The sequence below is a fragment of the Sporosarcina koreensis genome (assembly GCF_042655825.1).
Taxonomy (GTDB): Bacteria; Bacillota; Bacilli; order Bacillales_A; family Planococcaceae; genus Sporosarcina; species Sporosarcina koreensis.
In genome coordinates this window covers 1-14197 of sequence record NZ_JBHSNP010000009.1, presented here as the reverse complement: position 1 = coordinate 14197, position 14197 = coordinate 1, and the positions used below count along the sequence as shown (strand labels likewise).

General features: G+C 47.6%; 11 protein-coding genes, 16 tRNA genes and 1 rRNA gene. 5 read left to right on the top strand and 23 right to left on the bottom strand.

Going from position 1 to position 14197, the window contains the following annotated elements; genetic code table 11:
* The gene (locus ACFPTP_RS03940) at positions 1-1740 is read right to left on the bottom strand and encodes an ABC transporter ATP-binding protein (protein ID WP_381442372.1); all 1740 of its coding nucleotides are present in this window, start codon (positions 1738-1740) and stop codon (positions 1-3) included.
* Positions 1741-2224: 484 nt separating this feature from the next.
* Entirely contained in the window at positions 2225-3406 is a 1182-nt protein-coding gene (chrA, locus tag ACFPTP_RS03935; protein ID WP_381442369.1) for a chromate efflux transporter, read from the bottom strand.
* Positions 3407-3571: 165 nt separating this feature from the next.
* On the opposite strand from chrA, the gene ACFPTP_RS03930 reads away from it, so the two are divergent.
* The gene (locus tag ACFPTP_RS03930) at positions 3572-4906 is read left to right on the top strand and encodes a hemolysin family protein (RefSeq protein WP_381442367.1); all 1335 of its coding nucleotides are present in this window, start codon (positions 3572-3574) and stop codon (positions 4904-4906) included.
* Positions 4907-5076: 170 nt separating this feature from the next.
* On the opposite strand, the gene ACFPTP_RS03925 is transcribed toward ACFPTP_RS03930, so the two are convergent.
* Complete coding sequence (locus ACFPTP_RS03925; protein ID WP_381442366.1) at positions 5077-6624, bottom strand: GNAT family N-acetyltransferase; 1548 nt, start codon at positions 6622-6624, stop codon at positions 5077-5079.
* Between the two features lie 131 nt (positions 6625-6755).
* Between ACFPTP_RS03925 and ACFPTP_RS03920 the strand changes: the two genes are divergently transcribed.
* Genes ACFPTP_RS03920 through ACFPTP_RS03910 form a run of 3 tightly spaced genes read left to right on the top strand, consistent with a single transcriptional unit; the run spans position 6756 to position 8516 of the window.
* Entirely contained in the window at positions 6756-7181 is a 426-nt protein-coding gene (locus ACFPTP_RS03920) for a disulfide oxidoreductase (protein WP_381442364.1), read from the top strand.
* 1 nt (position 7182) lies between these two features.
* Entirely contained in the window at positions 7183-7662 is a 480-nt protein-coding gene (locus ACFPTP_RS03915) for a thioredoxin family protein (protein WP_381442361.1), read from the top strand.
* Complete coding sequence (locus ACFPTP_RS03910; protein WP_381442359.1) at positions 7659-8516, top strand: RluA family pseudouridine synthase; 858 nt, start codon at positions 7659-7661, stop codon at positions 8514-8516. The genes ACFPTP_RS03915 and ACFPTP_RS03910 overlap by 4 nt, the downstream gene beginning before the upstream one ends.
* Before the next feature lie 46 nt (positions 8517-8562).
* On the opposite strand, the gene ACFPTP_RS03905 is transcribed toward ACFPTP_RS03910, so the two are convergent.
* From ACFPTP_RS03905 to queG, 3 genes are all read right to left on the bottom strand, one after another.
* Positions 8563-9393, bottom strand: a complete 831-nt coding sequence (locus ACFPTP_RS03905) for an aldo/keto reductase (protein WP_381442358.1) — start codon at positions 9391-9393, stop codon at positions 8563-8565.
* A 316-nt stretch (positions 9394-9709) separates the two neighbouring features.
* Positions 9710-10183, bottom strand: coding sequence for a tRNA (uridine(34)/cytosine(34)/5-carboxymethylaminomethyluridine(34)-2'-O)-methyltransferase TrmL (trmL, locus tag ACFPTP_RS03900; RefSeq protein ID WP_381442357.1), 474 nt, complete (start codon positions 10181-10183; stop codon positions 9710-9712).
* 13 nt (positions 10184-10196) lie between these two features.
* The gene (gene queG / locus ACFPTP_RS03895; RefSeq protein WP_381442356.1) at positions 10197-11324 is read right to left on the bottom strand and encodes a tRNA epoxyqueuosine(34) reductase QueG; all 1128 of its coding nucleotides are present in this window, start codon (positions 11322-11324) and stop codon (positions 10197-10199) included.
* Positions 11325-11382: 58 nt separating this feature from the next.
* Here queG and ACFPTP_RS03890 point away from each other — a divergent pair, with 58 nt between their 5' ends.
* The gene (locus ACFPTP_RS03890) at positions 11383-12096 is read left to right on the top strand and encodes a B3/B4 domain-containing protein (RefSeq protein WP_381442355.1); all 714 of its coding nucleotides are present in this window, start codon (positions 11383-11385) and stop codon (positions 12094-12096) included.
* A gap of 117 nt (positions 12097-12213) precedes the next feature.
* Here the strand turns inward: ACFPTP_RS03890 and ACFPTP_RS03885 are convergent.
* From ACFPTP_RS03885 to rrf, 17 genes are all read right to left on the bottom strand, one after another.
* Positions 12214-12294, bottom strand: a tRNA-Leu gene (locus ACFPTP_RS03885).
* Between the two features lie 34 nt (positions 12295-12328).
* Positions 12329-12402, bottom strand: a tRNA-Cys gene (locus ACFPTP_RS03880).
* Between the two features lie 10 nt (positions 12403-12412).
* Positions 12413-12487 (bottom strand) — tRNA-Gly (locus ACFPTP_RS03875).
* 4 nt (positions 12488-12491) lie between these two features.
* Positions 12492-12563: transfer RNA gene (locus ACFPTP_RS03870), tRNA-Gln, on the bottom strand.
* A gap of 9 nt (positions 12564-12572) precedes the next feature.
* Positions 12573-12648: transfer RNA gene (locus tag ACFPTP_RS03865), tRNA-His, on the bottom strand.
* A 36-nt stretch (positions 12649-12684) separates the two neighbouring features.
* Positions 12685-12760: transfer RNA gene (locus tag ACFPTP_RS03860), tRNA-His, on the bottom strand.
* Between the two features lie 23 nt (positions 12761-12783).
* Positions 12784-12857: transfer RNA gene (locus ACFPTP_RS03855), tRNA-Trp, on the bottom strand.
* Positions 12858-12865: 8 nt separating this feature from the next.
* A tRNA-Tyr gene (locus ACFPTP_RS03850) sits at positions 12866-12950 on the bottom strand.
* 7 nt (positions 12951-12957) lie between these two features.
* Positions 12958-13033, bottom strand: a tRNA-Thr gene (locus ACFPTP_RS03845).
* An 18-nt stretch (positions 13034-13051) separates the two neighbouring features.
* Positions 13052-13127, bottom strand: a tRNA-Phe gene (locus ACFPTP_RS03840).
* A 9-nt stretch (positions 13128-13136) separates the two neighbouring features.
* Positions 13137-13212 (bottom strand) — tRNA-Asp (locus ACFPTP_RS03835).
* Positions 13213-13215: 3 nt separating this feature from the next.
* A tRNA-Met gene (locus tag ACFPTP_RS03830) sits at positions 13216-13290 on the bottom strand.
* A gap of 52 nt (positions 13291-13342) precedes the next feature.
* Positions 13343-13418: transfer RNA gene (locus ACFPTP_RS03825), tRNA-Val, on the bottom strand.
* Positions 13419-13576: 158 nt separating this feature from the next.
* Positions 13577-13651 (bottom strand) — tRNA-Glu (locus tag ACFPTP_RS03820).
* A gap of 22 nt (positions 13652-13673) precedes the next feature.
* Positions 13674-13764: transfer RNA gene (locus tag ACFPTP_RS03815), tRNA-Ser, on the bottom strand.
* Positions 13765-13767: 3 nt separating this feature from the next.
* A tRNA-Asn gene (locus ACFPTP_RS03810) sits at positions 13768-13842 on the bottom strand.
* 52 nt (positions 13843-13894) lie between these two features.
* A 5S ribosomal RNA gene (gene rrf / locus ACFPTP_RS03805) occupies positions 13895-14010 on the bottom strand.
* Positions 14011-14197: the final 187 nt, after the last annotated feature.

Below are 14197 nucleotides of genomic sequence, written 5' to 3'. Positions count from 1 at the left end.
TTATTCAACCTCCCCGATCTGCTGGCGGTCGAATTGCTCTTTATACCATCCGTTCTTCGCAAGCAAGTCTTCATGTCTTCCTTCTTCAATGACACGCCCGTCATCGAGCACGATGATCCAGTCTGCATGCTGGATGGCGGATAATCGATGCGTCGTAATGATGGTCGTTTTCCCTGAACGTTCCGACTGGATGTTCTCGATGATTTTCGCTTCCGTCTTCGCGTCGACTGCTGACAGCGAGTCGTCCAAGATGAGGATTTCAGGATTTTTCACGAGCGCACGGGCAATTGAAATCCGTTGCTTTTGGCCACCTGATAATGCAACACCCTTTTCACCGACCAATGTATCCAATCCCGCAGGCAACATCTGCAAATCTTTTTCGAAATAGGATAAGCGGATGGATTCCGCAATATCTTCTTCCGTAGCTTCCGGACGTCCGAACAGGATGTTATCCCGGACGGAACGAGAGAAGAGCACATGGTCTTGCGGCACATAGCCGATCCAATCGCGGACTTGATCCTTCTTCAATGACTGAAGGGCAACATCCGAGAAGACGATTTCCCCATCGCCTGCCGGGTATTCACGCAGCAACTGCTTGACGAACGTCGTCTTCCCGCTTCCCGTCTTCCCGACGATGCCGAGCGTCTGCCCCCGGTCCAACTGGAGTTCGATATGATCCAAATTGACCGCGTGCGACATCGGGTATGTGAAGCTGACATCGTTGAAGCCGACACTTTCCGGCTTATCGATGTCTGCCGGCTCATCAGGATCTTTTACATCTTCCTCATAATTGAGCGTCTCCATGACGCGGTCCAAGGACGCATTCCCGCGCTGCAACACGTTGATCAATTCGCCGATTGCAAACATCGGCCATACGATCATTCCTAAGTAAACGTTGAACGTGACAAGATTCCCTAGCGTCATTTCACCCGCCGACACTAAATAGGCCCCATACCCAAGCCCAATCATATACGTCAATGCCGTCAACACTTTCGAAAACGGCATAAACAGCGCGTCAATCTTTTCAACATGCATATTCTTCTTGTACACGTCTTCCGTCATATCCGCAAACCGTTGCTCCGAAGCACGTTCTTGCACATAAGCACGGACGACCCGTACACCCGCCACAGCCTCGAGTACATTATCATTCAATTCTCCGAATGCCTCTTGGGCCGTCATATACCGTTCATGGATCTTCTTTCCGAGCACTTGCAAAATGAAAGCCAAAATCGGCAACGGCAGAATCGCTGCCAGCGTCAGCTTCCATGAGACGACGAACCCCATCGTGATGATGAGTGTGCCTAAATACAAAGTCGAGTCGACGAGCGTCATGATCCCGAAGCCTGCCGTCTCTGAAATCGCCCGGAGGTCATTCGTCGAACGCGCCATCAGGTCGCCTGTTTTATTTTTCTCATAAAACGTCGGCGTCATTTTAAGGAAATGGCGCATGAGCCTGGTCCTCAATTGCCTTTCAATGACGTAGGCCCCGCCGAAGAGCTGGTATTGCCAGACGAAGTTCCCGACATATGAAAAAAGCATGATGAGAAACATCGCACCGATGAACAGTGCAAGCAAATGCGTCGTCATCGTCTGCGTATAAATCGTGTCAATCGCCTTACCGATTAGCCATGGCGGCAAAATGACAAGCACATTTGTCATCATTAATAAAACGAGTGCAACCGTGTACCTTTTGCGATTTTCTTTGAAAAACCACTTTAATTTGAATAAAACCGAAAACATAATTTCAACCTTCTTCCTTCAATTCTATAAACTATCCACTCTCTAGAGATTCCTTCTTTAATAGTTTCCGTTGCTGATTGACAATTTGCATGATCAGCACTCCTTTCCCTCATTTTTTTTATATTTCACACGTTTTGCGTGGAAACACCGGAAATTCATTCCAAAGACAAAAAAGGCACACGCCTCCTATAAGCGTGTGCTCAGAAAAAGGGACGACTAAGTCATGCCGCCCCGGTAAATTTCATAGACTAGAGAAAGAGCAGGTCAGCACGGAAATCATATTTGGTTGTTGTTTGATAAAAAGGACTCTTTGCATTTCCCGCACCTTCCTCACTATTTCGATTTTCGAATAATTCAACAGTACCACTGATAATTTCAATTTGTCAATACATTTCTACATATTTAAAAAGATTGTTTCAATACAGGCATGCCAGGAGAAGTCTTCCTGGCATTCTTCATTGTATGCACGAAACGCTCACCATATTCACCCTATCAATAAATGGGATAGAGCGCCTAAAGCCGCCGTGATGAACACAACTAGCCACGGCGCCATTTTGTAATACATTAAAAGACCGAAAGCGATAATTGCGATCCCGAAATCTGCCGGATGACCGATGGAACTTGTGAAAACCGGATCATACAAAGCAGCAAGTAAAATCCCGACAACTGCAGCATTCACGCCTTTCAACGCCGCCTGAATGCCAGGCTTCGAACGGATGGCGGACCAAAATGGCAATGTACCGATCACTAACAGGAATGATGGCAGGAACATGGCAATCACCGCAACCGCAGCTCCGGAAGGTCCATTCATCAGCTGTCCCAAATACCCGGACAGCGTGAAGAGAGGTCCAGGTACTGCTTGTGCCGCACCGTATCCTGCGATGAACGTCTCGGCATCCATCCAGCCGGCCGGCACGACTTCCCGTTCCAGCATCGGCAATACGACATGCCCTCCGCCAAAAACAATTGACCCGACCCGATAGAAAATATCAAATATCGCAATGAACGTATTTTCAATGAAAGACCTGATTGCGGGAACGATGATGAGCAGCAGGAGAAAAATCGTCCATGCCGCCACTCCCGTCCTCTTGCCAAATGACAGATCAATTGATTCGGGCTTCGGCGCCTTTTCCTTCCGATAAATCGCATAACCGATGAACCCCGCGCCAACGATGATGGCGATTTGTCCAACCGCAGTCGGAATCAATAATGTCAGGACAGCCGCGACAAGTGCCACTGTTATTCTAGGCAGGTCGGGGGTCAATGACTTGCTCATACCGACCAATGCATGCGCAACGACGGCGACCGCGACAATTTTCAATCCTTTGATCCATCCGATATCGAACGTTGCTGTTGAGGAAATAAGCCAGGCAAATGCCATTAACAGCAACACCGACGGCAACGTGAACCCGATCCAGGAAAAGATTCCGCCAAGTAAACCTCCTCGCATCAACCCGATCGCAATCCCGACTTGCGAGCTTGCTGGACCGGGAAGGAACTGGCATAATGCAACGATATCCGCATACATTTTATCGTCGAGCCATTTCTTTTTCTTCACATATTCATCCCGGAAATAACCGATATGGGCTGCGGGACCGCCGAAAGACGTCAGCCCAAGCAGCAGGGATGTTCGCAAAATCTCTAATGCATTATTCTGCTTCTTCACACCGACACCTCCAAACGTACTTCATCTAGTATACAAAACTTAGGCAATACCATTTGTTTTTTTCTTGTAAATAATTTATTATTATCTTAACTAACCATTTTAACCTTACAGGAGGTGTGCACTTTGTTCTACCCCTCATTCGGGCGCGGAGCAAAGTAAACTTATTTGGACATTGCCATACGATTGGCAGCCTTTGCTGCCTTGATCGCACTCACCGCATTTTTTGTTGCGAGTGAATTTGCAATAGTGAAAGTACGAACAACGCGGATCAACCAGCTTGTCGCGGAAGGAAACCGCCGGGCGATCACAGCAAAAAAAGTCATCAGCAATCTTGACGAATATTTATCAGCCTGTCAATTGGGCATTACGATAACGGCTTTAGGACTTGGTATGCTTGGTGAACCAACCGTAAAACTGCTTATGAAACCGGTTTTCTCCCATTTTGAAATTGCCCCGCATGCTGCGACAATCCTATCTTTCATCATTGCATTTACTGTCGTAACATTTTTACATGTGGTAGTTGGTGAATTGGCTCCTAAAACGATCGCAATTCAACGGGCGGAAGCCATTACGCTCGCATCAGCGAAACCGCTCATATTATTTTATTTCCTCATGTTCCCTGTCATTAAAGGGATGAATGGAGCAGCACGTTCCATCATCCGCCTATTCGGTTTCAAAGCGGCTTCGGAAACGGAAATGGTTCACTCCGAGGATGAGCTGAGACTGATTCTGACCGACAGCCTAAAGGGCGGGGAAATCAACCAGTCGGAATATAAATTCGTCAATAAGATTTTCGAGTTCGACGACCGGGTCGCGAAAGAGATTATGGTGCCGCGTACCGAAATGATGACGATTGAAAAAGACGTCACATTGCGTGAAATGTTCGAAATGATGGGCGTTGAGCAATTTACACGATACCCTGTCACGGATGGCGACAAGGACCATGTCATCGGCTTGGTAAATATGAAAAACTTGCTGACGGCGTTCATCAAAGACCCTTCAACGGGAGATCAGCCTGTCAGTGAATATATGCAACCGATCATCCGTGTCATCGAAACGATGGCGATCGGCGATCTATTGCTGAAAATCCAACGTGAACGGATCCATATGGCCATTCTTATGGATGAATACGGAGGAACTTCCGGACTCGTGACAATCGAAGATATTTTAGAAGAGATTGTCGGAGAAATCCAGGATGAGTTCGATATGGACGAAGTGCCTGAAGTGCAGATGATCAATGAAAACCATTATATATTGGACGCGAAAATGTTAATTGAAAACGTGAATGACGTCCTTGACATCGATATCGATGAAGAGGATATCGACACGATCGGCGGATGGTTCATGTCCGAACGTTTCGAAGCGGTCCCTGGTGAAAAGATCATTGAACAAGGGTATGAGTTCACCGTGAAGGACGTGGAAGGACATCATATCCTTTACTTGGAAGCGATGAAGAATGAAAAAACGAATGGATCAGCTGACTTGCAAGTTGAATCATAACAAAAGCGCAGGGCGCCTGCCTAGAGGCGACGGGCATATGGCGAAGATGCGGCGTGGCGCTTTTTGCCACATAGCAGCTTTGACTTATGACCCGAGCTTCTGGCGCCCGGAGTCTAGACGTAAATGAAAACGGCATCTCCCTCTATCTGCGGGAGATGCCGTTTTTGATTTCACTGATCTTTCTTATAAACGACCCGGTAAACATCATGTCGCCGATCCTTCAGCTGCTTCACCGTTCCATCCTGGCGCTGGCGGCGCAATATCTCGAGATCGACATCCCCAATCAGGACCATCTCCAAATTGGCATTCGTTTCTCCTACAATTCCATCCCTCGCAAATTCGAAATCGGATGGAGAAAAGATGGCTGATTGCGCATATTGGATATCCATATTTTCCGTTTGCGGCAAATTGCCGACTGTCCCGGAAATGACTGTGTAGATCTGGTTTTCAATCGCGCGTGCTTGTGCACAATAACGGACGCGCAGATATCCTTGTCGGTCTTCCGTACAGAACGGGGTGAAGATGATATTCGCTCCCTTATCAGTAGCGATTCGCGCAAGCTCCGGAAACTCGATGTCATAACAGACTTGGATCGCGATTTTTCCGCAGTCGGTATCAAACACCTTGATTTCATCGCCTTGGCTGATCCCCCACCATTTCCGTTCATTCGGCGTAATATGGATCTTGTATTGCTTCTCGATCGACCCATCCCTTCTGAAAAGGTAGGCGATATTGTAAATCTCCTCATCCTCTTCCTCGACGAAATGGGAGCCGCCGATAATGTTCACATTGTAGCGGACAGCAAGATTTGTGAACAATTCGATGTACTGCGGCGTATATTCCGTCATCTTGCGCACTGCCCTGCTTGGCGACGGCTCGTCCAGGAAGGACATGAGCTGTGTCGTAAAGATTTCAGGGAAGACGACGAAATCCGAATATGCATCTGACGCGACGTCCACAAAGTATTCACATTGGTTCGCCATTTCCTCGAACGACGATATTTTCCTCATCAAATATTGGACGACGCAAATGCGGACCGGATAGCTTGTCTTATAATGCCGTTTCGTCGTCGCCTTATAATCGACATTATTCCATTCCATCAGCGTCGCGTATCGTTTGGAAGCTTTATCGTCGGGCAAGTAATTCGGATTGATTCGCATTAGCGTGAAATCATTCAATAGCTGGAATGTGAGGACAGGGTCGTAGATTTTATGCCGCGTCACTGCCTCCACGTATTCGCGCGCAGACATTTCAGCAGCGTACCGATGATAATTCGGTATCCTGCCGCCGATGATGATTGATTTCAAATTCAGCCGCTCTACAAGCTCTTTCCTCGCATCATACAGCCGTTGTCCGACCTTCATCCTGCGGTAGTCAGGATGGACCATCACTTCGATTCCGTACAGATTGTATCCTTCAGGGTTATGATTCGTAATATAGCCTTTTGCGGAAATATCGTCCCAGGAGTGGCGGTCATCATATTCATCAAAATTGATGATCAAGCTTGAACAGGAACCGATGATTTCCCCATCGAGCTCAGCGACGAACTGCCCTTCCGGAAAGATGGACAGATGGCTTTTCAAATGTTCCTCCTCCCAAGGCTCCATGCCGGGGAAGCACACCTCTTGCATTCTTAATATCTTTTCGATGTCATCCTCTTTCATCTCGCGGATGATCATGCTCATTTCAAATGATGATAAATCAATTTCTTCACTCATCCAAAGTTCACCCTTTCTACATAATATCTACCCATAATCATCTATGAAAAGTCATGTGGTTCCGATTATTTTACATGAATACACCCACACCGTATAATCAAAGTGGAGTCGTAGAAACAGGAGTTGACAATATGCACAAACGGTTGGAGAATGGCCTTGTTTTCATTTTTACTATTTCTCTCATCGCAACATTCGGATCTTTGTACTTTTCCCTCATAAGGGGTTATGAACCTTGCACTCTATGCTGGTATCAACGCATCCTTATGTATCCGATTGTTTTGATGACAGGTGTCGCTTTATTTCAGAAAAACGCTAAAATTGCATTGACGACAGCCGTCTTTTCGATTGTCGGGGGTTCCATTTCACTATACCATTATGGACTCCAGAAACTGAGTTTTCTGCAAGACAGCGCACCGGCTTGCGGAAATGTTTCCTGTACGGGCCAGTATGTGAATTACCTTGGTTTCATCACTATCCCGTTCATGGCTTTGACGGCATTCGTGCTGATCCTCATTACAAGCCTCTTCTTATTGAAATGGCAAAAGGAGTCTAACTAAATTGAAGAAATTACTGATCATCGGCGGTGTCATCGTCGCCATCTTCGCGTTAATCATCGTATTGAACAACCAAGCGAACAAAGAAAAGCTGAAGGACAATCCATATGGTACTAAGAAACTTAAACAAGCAACGATCGATTTGCTTGGCAATGAAAATTACAGCAATATCGTCCTACCAGATGAACTATACGAAAAGGTCTCTTCCGGAGAGTCCGTCACTGCGTACTTCTTTTCTCCTGAATGTCCGTATTGCATGCAGATGACGCCGATCCTCATGCCGATTGCGAAAGAGAAAGGGATCCATGTGTATCAATACAATATGCTGGAGTTTCCAAGTGAATCGCAGCCGTACGGCATCACATCATGGCCTACACTCATCCATTATGAAGATGGAAAAGAAGTTTCCCGCTCGGTTGGATTGCCGCCAGAACCGGTGGATGAAAATATCCGAGCCTTCTTTGATGAGTACGATAAAAAATGACAGATAAGTTGATTACAGCCTTCCGTTACCGGATGATCCGGGACGGACAGACAATTGAGGAGCTTCTTCGGGATGATTGGAAAGCCGGCAAAAAGATCGTTCATCAATTACGGATGGATAAAGCGGTCACGGATCCAGACGGACAACCTCTCGAGTGGAGGACTCCCTTGGAAGCAGGGACCGAACTCGTCTTTCATTTCAACGATGCCGCATCATCTTACAAGCCGGATGAACATGCCACAGTTCCAATCCTATTCGAGGATGAACATCTCATCGCCGGTCTGAAGCCTGCTGGAATGGCCATCCATCCCGATGAACAGGATGAAGGCGGGACGTTCATGAATGCCATCATTGCCCATGTCGCAAGGAACGGCGGCGCCTATGCCGAGCATATCCACCGCCTCGACAAAGGGACGGAAGGGATTGTCCTCGTTGCGAAGCATCCGATTGCAAAAGCGCTTTTCGACAGGATGATCGAGGAACGTGCCATCACGCGCATCTATCATGCAGAAGTCGATGGCCGATTAAAACGGATGAGAGGGACGCTTCAATACCCGATAGGACGGGATCGCCATCATCCAACTAGGCGCCGGGTCTCCCCTGGCGGTCAGGATGCTGTCACCCGGTTCCGAGTCATTGAACGGGACGATGAGGCGACAGTCGTGGAAGCAAGTCTGGAAACAGGAAGGACCCATCAGATCCGCGTCCACTTTTCCCATATCGGGCATCCTGTCATAGGCGATACACTTTATGGCGGGAGCGAAACTGCAGATGGGAACTATCGATTGATTGCGAAGAAAGTTTCCTTCAAGCATCCATTTACAGAAGAACAGACAACAATTGAACTCAAATGAAAAACCGCGGATCCTATTCCGCGGTTTTTTCTATTGATAGATCTATTCATTCTTCGTCGAACTTCTCGGGATTTGTTCCCGTCCGCTCATCGCGATTCAATGCATCGATCTTCATCATATCCTCCGGCGTCAGCTCGAAGTCATTCACACTGATATTTGAAAGGATCCGTGCCGGCGTCACCGACTTAGGAATGACAATCAATCCATGCTGCAAATGCCATCGAATGATGACTTGCGCGGGAGTCTTCCCATACGTCAATCCGATCTGCTGCAACGTCGGCTCCTCCATGAGCTGTCCCCTAGCCAGAGGCGACCATGAAGTGACGGCGATGCCATGTTCATTGCAGAAGTTTCGCAAAGGCTCCTGTGTGAGGCGCGGATGCAATTCAATCTGATTCACCATCGGCTTCACATTGGCAACATTGAAGACTTCCTCAAGGTGATGGATATGATGATTGGATACGCCTGTTGCCCGGATCAGTTTTTCTTCGTAAAGGCGCTCAATTGCACGGTATGTATCCACGAATTTATCCGCAACAGGCCAGTGGGTCAAATACAGATCCAAATAGTCCATTCCGAGCCTTTCCAAAGAGGCTTCAAACGCTCTTAGTGTAGCGTCATACCCTTGGTCGGTGTTCCATACTTTTGACGTGATGAACAGCTGGTCCCGAGGAATCCCCGATTGCCGGATTGCCTCGCCCGTCTCTTTCTCATTCTCATAGATCGCGGCTGTGTCAATAGCCTTGCAGCCTACCTCCAGGGCATACGAGATCGCCCGTATCGTCTCTTCGGAATCAGTCATCTTATATACCCCAAGACCAAGCTGGGGCATATTTACGCCGTTCGATAGTGTCACCATGCCATCGAATATATTCATTCTGCATTCCTCCTAGTAGGTTTTCTTTCATTGTACCTTGAATCCGTATCTTTGACGAATGAAGGAATTTCAATGTTAATCGGATTGACACAATTTTTAGGTACAGTCATTTCAATTTATAATGGTTTGGGGTATACTGTATGAAGGACTAATGATTTTACAGGAGGTACATCTGATGAAACTAATCCTTATCATGGGCGTTTGCTTTGCATTCCTATCAGCGATTCTCACAGGTGGATACGAAGATAAACCAGGTAAAGTGAAAAAATAAGAATTAATAAAAACGGGACATGCCTTGAATGGCTGTCCCGTTTTTTTATTTCAACTCTAAAAATGACTGTTGGCGCAAGGCTTCGTATATGAGGATTGCTGCCGTGTTAGACAGGTTCAATGATCTGATATGATCGTTCATCGGGATGCGCAGACAAGTCTCTTTGTTCCGCTCAATCACTTCATCAGGCAATCCGGTCGTCTCTTTTCCGAAAACGAAAAAGACATCTTTGGATGGGTCCGAAAAATCAAAGTCCGAGTAGGTCTTCTCCCCGAATTTTGTAATGAAGAAAAACTGTGCTTGCGGAAATGCTTCCAGAAACTCCTGAATGCCCTCATGATACGTAATATCAACGTATTGCCAATAATCAAGGCCTGCACGCTTAAGCATTTTATCATCAGTGGAAAATCCAAGCGGTTTGATTAGATGCAGCTTCGTTCCTGTCCCTGCACATGTCCGGGCGATGTTCCCGGTATTCGCTGGAATCAGTGGTTCAAATAATGCGACATGTATCGCCATTTCAGCACTTCCTTCAATTAGTTTCCAATACTTTTTCCATCTCGATCCGCACATCCGGATCCTCTTCGTTCTGCATCGCCATTTCAACGGCTTCCATGCCTTCGCTCGTTCCAATCTGTCCGAGTGCCCATGCAGCCGTTCCCCGGATGACCGGCCGAGGATCTTTTACAAGCAGGTCTGCCAATGTCGGCACGGCTGTCTCATCCTTGAAATGAGCAAGCGCAAGGATGGCATTCCGCTGGATAGGATTCTTCCCTCTCCATGACCCTGACATATGACCGTAAGTCTCTTTGAATTCACGATTCGACAAGCTAAGCATCGGCAAGAGGAGCGGCTTCGCCAATTCAGGTTCCGGCTGAAATGCCGGCTGATGTAAATTGTATTTCCCTTTATTTTTCGGACAAACGGTTTGGCAAGTATCGCAGCCGTAGACCCTGTTTCCGATTTTCGCACGGAATTCCTCGGGAACCGGCTTCTTCGTCTGTGTCAAAAAGGCAATGCACCTCTGCGCATTGAGCTGCCCCCCTTGAATGAGGGCGCCCGTAGGACAAGCATCCAAACAAAGCGTACAATCCCCGCATTGGTCCTCCATCGGAACGTCAGGCGCAAATGGGATATTCGTAATCATTTCCCCGAGATAGACATACGAGCCGAATTCAGGGGTGATCACTGAACAATTTTTACCGGACCAGCCGATTCCCGCCCTTACGGCAACAGCCCGGTCGACAAGCTCCCCCGTGTCCACCATTGAACGCATTTGTGCATTCGGCAGCTTTTCGGAAATAAACGTTTCCAAAAGTTGCAGCTTTTCGCGGAGGACATGATGGTAATCAATCCCCCAAGATGCCCTTGCAAAGATACCTCGCCTTTCCCCCTTCTTCCCCCTCGGCGCGTCTGTCATTTTAGAAGGATAGGCGACGGCTATGGAAATGATGCTTTCGGCGCGATCAAGCAAAAGTAGCGGTTCCGTCCGTTTCTCGACATCGCTTTCCTCGAAACCGGATTGATAACCCAATTCCTGCTGACGCCGCAAACGGTTTTTTAATTCTAGAAAAGGGGCTGCGGTCGTAAAGCCGATCTTATCGATACCGATACTCGCTGCATATTCTTTTATTGACGACTGTAACTGAGCGACATTCACAACGTTCCGCCTCCTTTATGATAGGATTATTAATAAAATGATGACAAAGGTGATGTGAATGAAAATAACTATTGATAAAAATCTCTTTCAACAGGTGCCCAGCTTGAAATTGGGCATTATCCATTATACCAAAATTACCGTGTCTGAATCTCCCCAAATGCTAAAAGGAAGGCTCCAATTATTCCAGGAACAGCTCTATTTCGAATTGGACAAGAAACCATTAACGGATTTCCAAGGAGTCAAAGAATGGCGTGAGACTTGGAAAACTTTTGGGGCAGACCCTAATCGATACCGCCCATCTGTGGAAGCCCTATACAGAAGGATCAAAAAACAGAATTACTTGCAGACAGTACATACAGCGGTCGATCTCAATACATTCTTCTCCCTGCAATACGAAATTCCAGCGGGCATTTACGATCTTACTAAAATCGTCGGAGATATCCACTTGACCGTGGGAGGGGAAGATGAAGGTTACGACGGTTTGAACGGCCGCTTCAATTCATTGAACCACATTCTTCAATTGAAAGACGATTACAGCCCTTTCGGCAGCCCTTATGTAGACTCTGTCAGAACGGCGGTCACCGAAGAGTCAATAGAAGCAATGCATGTACTTTTTATACGTCCTTCAATGGCCCGGGAGGAAGCGCTGCAATTGACAACAGCATGCGGTAATATGTTCACGTCCATTAGCGGAGGGGAAGCTTCCTGCTATGTGGTTGATCAAAAGAACCCTTCCCTCTTACTAAAGAAAACCGACCCATTCAGGTTATAACTCCATTCCATAGAAAACGCTCCTATCCGTGAAAGCGGAAGGAGCGTTGTTGTTTGAATCAATTCCCAAAACGGAAAAGAGAAAAGATGCAACCAAGGTTGCATCTTTTCTTGTGGATACCCGAGGCCGGACTTGAACCGGCACGCCTCGCGGCATCGCATTTTGAGTGCGACGTGTCTGCCATTCCACCACTCGGGCATAATAAAAATTTACTTACGACATACATGAAGTATGGAGGCGGCAACCGGAATCGAACCGGTGGTAAGGGTGTTGCAGACCCGTGCCTTACCGCTTGGCTATGCCGCCGTAAGAAAGTTGGAGCGGAAGACGGGATTCGAACCCGCGACCCCGACCTTGGCAAGGTCGTATTCTACCACTGAACTACTTCCGCATAACTGGGGTAGCTGGATTCGAACCAACGAATGACGGAGTCAAAGTCCGTTGCCTTACCGCTTGGCTATACCCCAAAGTATAGATGGGGCGGACGAGGGGAATCGAACCCCCGAATGTCGGAACCACAATCCGATGCGTTAACCACTTCGCCACGACCGCCATAATAATATTTTTAAAATTGCAGACTGCATAGAATGGGGCGGACGAGGGGAATCGAACCCCCGAGTGTCGGAACCACAATCCGATGCGTTAACCACTTCGCCACGACCGCCATAGTATTGGTTTAAACAGAAATGGCAGGGGCAGTAGGAATCGAACCCACACCAAAGGTTTTGGAGACCTCTATTCTACCGTTAAACTATGCCCCTGTAAAAAATGGTGGTGGGGGACGGATTCGAACCGCCGAACCCGGAGGGAGCGGATTTACAGTCCGCCGCGTTTAGCCACTTCGCTACCCCACCAAGAGCATGGTGCCGGCGATAGGAGTCGAACCCACGACCTACTGATTACAAGTCAGTTGCTCTACCAACTGAGCTACACCGGCAACATTATTAAAATAAAATGGTGGCTCAGGACGGAATCGAACCGCCGACACAAGGATTTTCAGTCCTTTGCTCTACCGACTGAGCTACTGAGCCACATAAAAATGGCGGTCCCGACCGGGATCGAACCGGCGATCTCCTGCGTGACAGGCAGGCATGTTAACCGCTACACCACGGGACCTTTTGGTTGCGGGGGCAGGATTTGAACCTGCGACCTTCGGGTTATGAGCCCGACGAGCTACCACTGCTCCACCCCGCGATAATGTTAGTTGTAGGAACTTTATATCCTACGCATTCTGTTTAAGAAATTATGGTGGAGGATGACGGGTTCGAACCGCCGACCCCCTGCTTGTAAGGCAGGTGCTCTCCCAGCTGAGCTAATCCTCCAAGTTAAAATTGCGATAAGCTTCTCATTACTGCGTCAGCTTCATTCGCTCGGTCAGTCACGTACTGTTTTGTACGCTCCTTCCCTCTCTCAATCGCTTCCTTGTTCTGCTCGCTTCTCCCAATTTTAACGGGAGCTGCGATTAACCATTTTAGTAAAATGGTGACCCCTACGGGATTCGAACCCGTGTTACCGCCGTGAAAGGGCGGTGTCTTAACCGCTTGACCAAGGGGCCATATGTAAGTAGGTAATAAATCTGGCGGAGAGCAAGGGATTTGAACCCTTGATACGCGGTTAGCGTATACACGATTTCCAATCGTGCTCCTTCGGCCACTCGGACAGCTCTCCAATTGGCTCCGCAGGTAGGATTCGAACCTACGACCGATCGGTTAACAGCCGATTGCTCTACCACTGAGCTACTGCGGAATAATGCTGCAATAAGTGTTTTCCACTCATCACGGTCATTTTAGAAATGACAGCCCAGCGACGTCTTACTCTCACAGGGGGAAGCCCCCTACTACCATCAGCGCTGAAGAGCTTAACTTCCGTGTTCGGTATGGGAACGGGTGTGACCTCTTCGCCATCATCACTGGACTATTTTTCACAAGACAAGATTTATTATATCAAATCTGGTGAATAAATCAAGCGTTTTTTCAAAATAAATCATTTTGTTCGCTCAAAACCGGATAAAACCAACATTGTCGCTGAACTCAAGTTCAACCGTACTTCATAACTTTAAGGTTAAGTCCTCGATCGATTAGTATCCGTCAGCTGCACGTGT

Bases quoted from the DNA above. Each gene is read 5' to 3' on its own strand.
- ACFPTP_RS03940 (WP_381442372.1), bottom strand. From the start codon at position 1,740: ATGTTTTCGGTTTTATTCAAATTAAAGTGGTTTTTCAAAGAAAATCGC.
- ACFPTP_RS03890 (WP_381442355.1), top strand. From the start codon at position 11,383: ATGAAAATAACTATTGATAAAAATCTCTTTCAACAGGTGCCCAGCTTG.
- ACFPTP_RS03920 (WP_381442364.1), top strand. From the start codon at position 6,756: ATGCACAAACGGTTGGAGAATGGCCTTGTTTTCATTTTTACTATTTCT.
- ACFPTP_RS03925 (WP_381442366.1), bottom strand. From the start codon at position 6,624: ATGAGTGAAGAAATTGATTTATCATCATTTGAAATGAGCATGATCATC.
- ACFPTP_RS03905 (WP_381442358.1), bottom strand. From the start codon at position 9,393: ATGAATATATTCGATGGCATGGTGACACTATCGAACGGCGTAAATATG.
- trmL (WP_381442357.1), bottom strand. From the start codon at position 10,183: ATGGCGATACATGTCGCATTATTTGAACCACTGATTCCAGCGAATACC.
- ACFPTP_RS03910 (WP_381442359.1), top strand. From the start codon at position 7,659: ATGACAGATAAGTTGATTACAGCCTTCCGTTACCGGATGATCCGGGAC.